The sequence below is a fragment of the Candidatus Synechococcus spongiarum SH4 genome (assembly GCF_000586015.1).
Classification (GTDB): Bacteria; Cyanobacteriota; Cyanobacteriia; order PCC-6307; family Cyanobiaceae; genus Synechococcus_B; species Synechococcus_B spongiarum_F.
Genome location: NZ_JENA01000168.1, coordinates 1 through 3,810 on the forward strand (window position 1 = coordinate 1; position 3,810 = coordinate 3,810).

The window sequence follows — 3,810 nt, forward strand, 5'->3', positions numbered from 1 at the left end:
CAACGATGGTGGTGGTGTCCTTGGTGATGGTCACCCGCCGGGCGGTACCCATCATGTCCACCTTGGCGTTGTCCAGCTTGAGACCGGCGTCCTCGGTGATCATCTGACCACCGGTGAGCACCGCCATGTCCTCCAGCATGGCCTTGCGACGGTCGCCAAAGCCGGGCGCCTTGACGGCAGCCACGTTCAGCACACCCCGCAGACGGTTCACCACCAGAGTGGCCAGGGCTTCTTTCTCGATGTCCTCGGCAATGATCAGCAGGGGCTTGCCGGTGCGGGCGATTTGCTCCAGCACGGGCACCAAGTCCTGCACCAGCGTGATCTTCTTGTCGGTGAGCAGGATATAGGGCTCCTCCAGCACCGCTTCCATGCGCTCGTTGTCGGTGGCGAAGTAGGGGGAGATGTAGCCCTTGTCGAAGCGCATGCCCTCGGTCACCTCCAACTCGGTGCTCATGGACTTGCCTTCTTCCAGGGAGATGACGCCCTCCTTGCCCACCTTGTCCATGGCGTCGGCAATTTTCTGGCCCACGTCGGCGTCGTTGCCGGCGGCAATGGCGCCCACCTGGGCAATGGCGTTGTTGTCCGCTACGGGGACGGCGTGGTTCTCAATCTCGCTCACCAGGAAATCGGCGGCCTTGTCGATGCCCCGCTTCAGGGAAATGGCGTTGGCGCCAGCCGCCACGTTGCGCAGACCCGCCTTCACCATGGCATGGGCCAGCACGGTGGCGGTGGTGGTGCCGTCGCCAGCGGCGTCGTTGGTTTTGGAGGCTGCCTGGCGGATCAGGGCCACGCCGGTGTTTTCAATGTGATCCTCCAGTTCGATCTCCTTGGCGATGGTGATGCCGTCGTTGATGATCTGGGGGGCGCCGAATTTCTTCTCCAGCACCACGTTGCGGCCCTTGGGACCCAGGGTCACGGCAACGGCTTCATTGAGGGTGTCGATGCCTTTTTCCAGTGCGCGACGGGCGCTTTCGCTGTAGATGATGCGCTTGGCCATGGGACGTGTTTCTTCAGGAAAATTGGAAGGGGAAAAGAGACGGGGAGATCAGTTCACAATGGCGAGAATGTCTTTCTCGCTAAGCAGGACGTACTCATCGGCCCCCAGCTTGATGTCCGTGCCGGCGTACTTGCTGTAGAGCACACGGTCGCCAACGCTTATTTCCGGGGTCTGCCGGGTGCCGTCATCGTTGCGCTTGCCGGGCCCCACCTGGGCCACTTCGCCCACCTGGGGCTTCTCCTTGGCGGTATCGGGAAGGAGGATACCGCCGGATGTCTTGTCTTCGGACTCGGAGACCTTCACGAAGACGCGGTCACCGAGAGGCTTGACGGTGGAAACGCTGAGATTCACTGCTGCCATGGGAAAATAGGGAGTTTCAGCATCTGAAAACCAAGGTGGCTCCTGGTTTGGGTTGGCCTTGGATTGGCCGGCCCTCATCAGGCAAGCCACGGATTGACGTCCAGAGTTAGCACTCTCGACGCTTGAGCGCCAAGCTAGGGATGCAGAGGGTTCCCAACAACGGCTGGCCTGTGCGGTTGACCGAACTCCCCCCCAGTCCCCCCACAGCCCGTCAATGCGGTGGTAAAGTGCCCATGCACTCTCCCGCCACCCGCGAGTCCCCCCTTTATGACCGCCACCGCCGCCGCGTCGACAACCCAAGGAACCATCCGCCAGGTCATTGGACCTGTCGTTGATGTGGAGTTTGCTTCTGGTGATTTGCCCAGCATTTACGATGCCCTGACCATTGAAGCCACCAACCCGGCGGGCCAGAGTGTGGCCGTGACCTGCGAGGTGCAGCAGCTTTTGGGGGACCGCACCGTGCGGGCCGTAGCCATGAGCAGCACCGACGGCCTGGTGCGGGGCATGGAGGTCGCCGCCACGGGCCAACCCATCTCCGTCCCTGTGGGGGAATGCACCCTGGGGCGCATCTTCAACGTCCTGGGGGCGCCCGTGGACGAGCGTGGCCCCGTGGACCTGAGCCAGACCGCCCCCATCCACCGCACTGCTCCCCTCCTCACCGATCTGGAAACCAAGCCCCGCGTCTTTGAAACGGGCATCAAGGTGATTGACCTGTTGGCCCCTTACCGCCAAGGGGGCAAGGTGGGCCTCTTCGGTGGCGCCGGGGTGGGCAAAACCGTGCTCATCCAGGAGTTGATCAACAACATTGCCAAGGAACACGGCGGCGTGTCCGTGTTCGGCGGTGTGGGGGAGCGCACCCGGGAAGGGAACGATCTCTACGAGGAATTCAAGGAGTCCGGCGTCATCAATGCCGATGACCTGAGTCAATCCAAGGTGGCCCTCTGCTACGGGCAGATGAACGAACCCCCCGGCGCCAGGATGCGGGTGGGCCTCTCCGCCTTGACCATGGCGGAGCACTTCCGGGACGTGAACAAGCAGGACGTGCTGCTGTTCATCGACAACATCTTCCGCTTCGTGCAGGCCGGTTCCGAGGTGTCGGCTCTTCTGGGGCGGATGCCGTCCGCCGTGGGCTACCAACCCACCCTGGGCACCGACGTGGGTGAGCTGCAGGAGCGCATCACCTCCACCCTGGAAGGCTCCATCACTTCCATCCAGGCGGTCTACGTGCCTGCGGACGACCTGACGGATCCAGCTCCCGCCACCACCTTTGCCCACCTGGACGCCACCACGGTGCTCTCCCGTGCCCTGGCCTCCAAGGGCATCTACCCCGCCGTGGATCCCCTGGACTCCACCAGCACCATGCTCCAGCCATCGGTTGTGGGTGACGAGCACTACGCCACCGCCCGGGCGGTGCAGTCCACCCTGCAGCGCTACAAGGAACTGCAAGACATCATCGCCATTCTCGGCCTTGACGAGCTCTCGGAGGAGGACCGCAAAACCGTGGATCGGGCCCGCAAAATCGAGAAGTTCCTCTCCCAGCCCTTTTTTGTGGCCGAGGTCTTCACGGGCCAGCCTGGCGAGTACGTCAAGCTGGAAGACACCATCAAGGGCTTCCAGGAAATCCTCTCCGGCCAGTTGGACGATCTGCCGGAAGCAGCGTTCTACCTGGTGGGAAGCATTGCCCAGGTGAAAGCCAAGGCAGAGAAAATCAAGGCTGAAACCAAGGTCTGACCCCCCAACCCCATTGGGGACCAGCCTGGTCCGGTCCCCCCTGTTCTCCCTGCTGCCGTGTATTGCCATGAGCCTCACCGTTCGGGTGCTTGCCCCAGACGTCAGAATTTTTGATGGGACGGCCGATGAAGTCATCCTGCCCAGCACCACCGGCCAAATGGGGGTGCTCAAGGGCCATGTTTCCCTGCTCACCGCCCTGGACGTGGGCGTACTGCGGCTACGGGAGGGGTACACCTGGAGTTCCATTGCCCTGATGGGGGGCTTTGCCGAGGTGATTGATGATGAAGTCACCGTGCTGGTGAACGGGGCTGAGTTGGGGACCGACATTGATCGCGCCAAGGCCGAGCAGGCCTTTGCCACGGCCCGGGAGGAATTGGCCCGTGTTGCGGAGGAAATCAACACCCCGGAAAAACTTCAGGCCCAGCGGAATGCCAGCCTTGCGCGGGCGCGGCTTCAGGCCGCTGGCGGCAAGGTGGATTGAGTTGAGCCTGTATCCCCGTGCCGTCGGATTGCCCGGGGCTGGTCTCCATGTCTCCATGGAGAATTGTTCCTGATTTGACCAGTGTCTGGGCATCAAGGGTGATCCCCTCTGGCAAGCTAAGGGGCAGCACAACCTTCTTCATGGGTCTCACCCACTGTCCCCTTTGTGTTGGCCTGGCCGTGGTGGCGGCGCTGCGCTTCTGCGCCCATGGTTGGTTGTTGGTGGCCAGCGGGCTGCTTGA

General features: G+C 62.5%; 4 protein-coding genes. 2 read left to right on the plus strand and 2 right to left on the minus strand.

The window, feature by feature from the left end:
* The coding region (groEL, locus tag BG35_RS0107605) for a chaperonin GroEL (RefSeq protein WP_025782358.1) at window positions 1–997 on the minus strand (997 nt) is incomplete at its 3' end.
* Window positions 998–1,045: 48 nt separating this feature from the next.
* The gene (gene groES / locus BG35_RS0107610) at window positions 1,046–1,357 is read right to left on the minus strand and encodes a co-chaperone GroES (RefSeq protein WP_025782359.1); all 312 of its coding nucleotides are present in this window, start codon (window positions 1,355–1,357) and stop codon (window positions 1,046–1,048) included.
* A 267-nt stretch (window positions 1,358–1,624) separates the two neighbouring features.
* Here groES and atpD point away from each other — a divergent pair, with 267 nt between their 5' ends.
* Both atpD and atpC read left to right on the plus strand, forming a co-directional pair.
* Window positions 1,625–3,088 carry a F0F1 ATP synthase subunit beta gene (atpD, locus tag BG35_RS0107615; RefSeq protein WP_025782360.1) on the plus strand — a complete coding sequence of 488 codons (1,464 nt, stop codon included), beginning with the start codon at window positions 1,625–1,627 and terminating at the stop codon, window positions 3,086–3,088.
* A gap of 67 nt (window positions 3,089–3,155) precedes the next feature.
* Window positions 3,156–3,569, plus strand: coding sequence for an ATP synthase F1 subunit epsilon (gene atpC, locus BG35_RS0107620; protein WP_025782361.1), 414 nt, complete (start codon window positions 3,156–3,158; stop codon window positions 3,567–3,569).
* The last annotated feature ends 241 nt before the right edge of the window (window positions 3,570–3,810 follow it).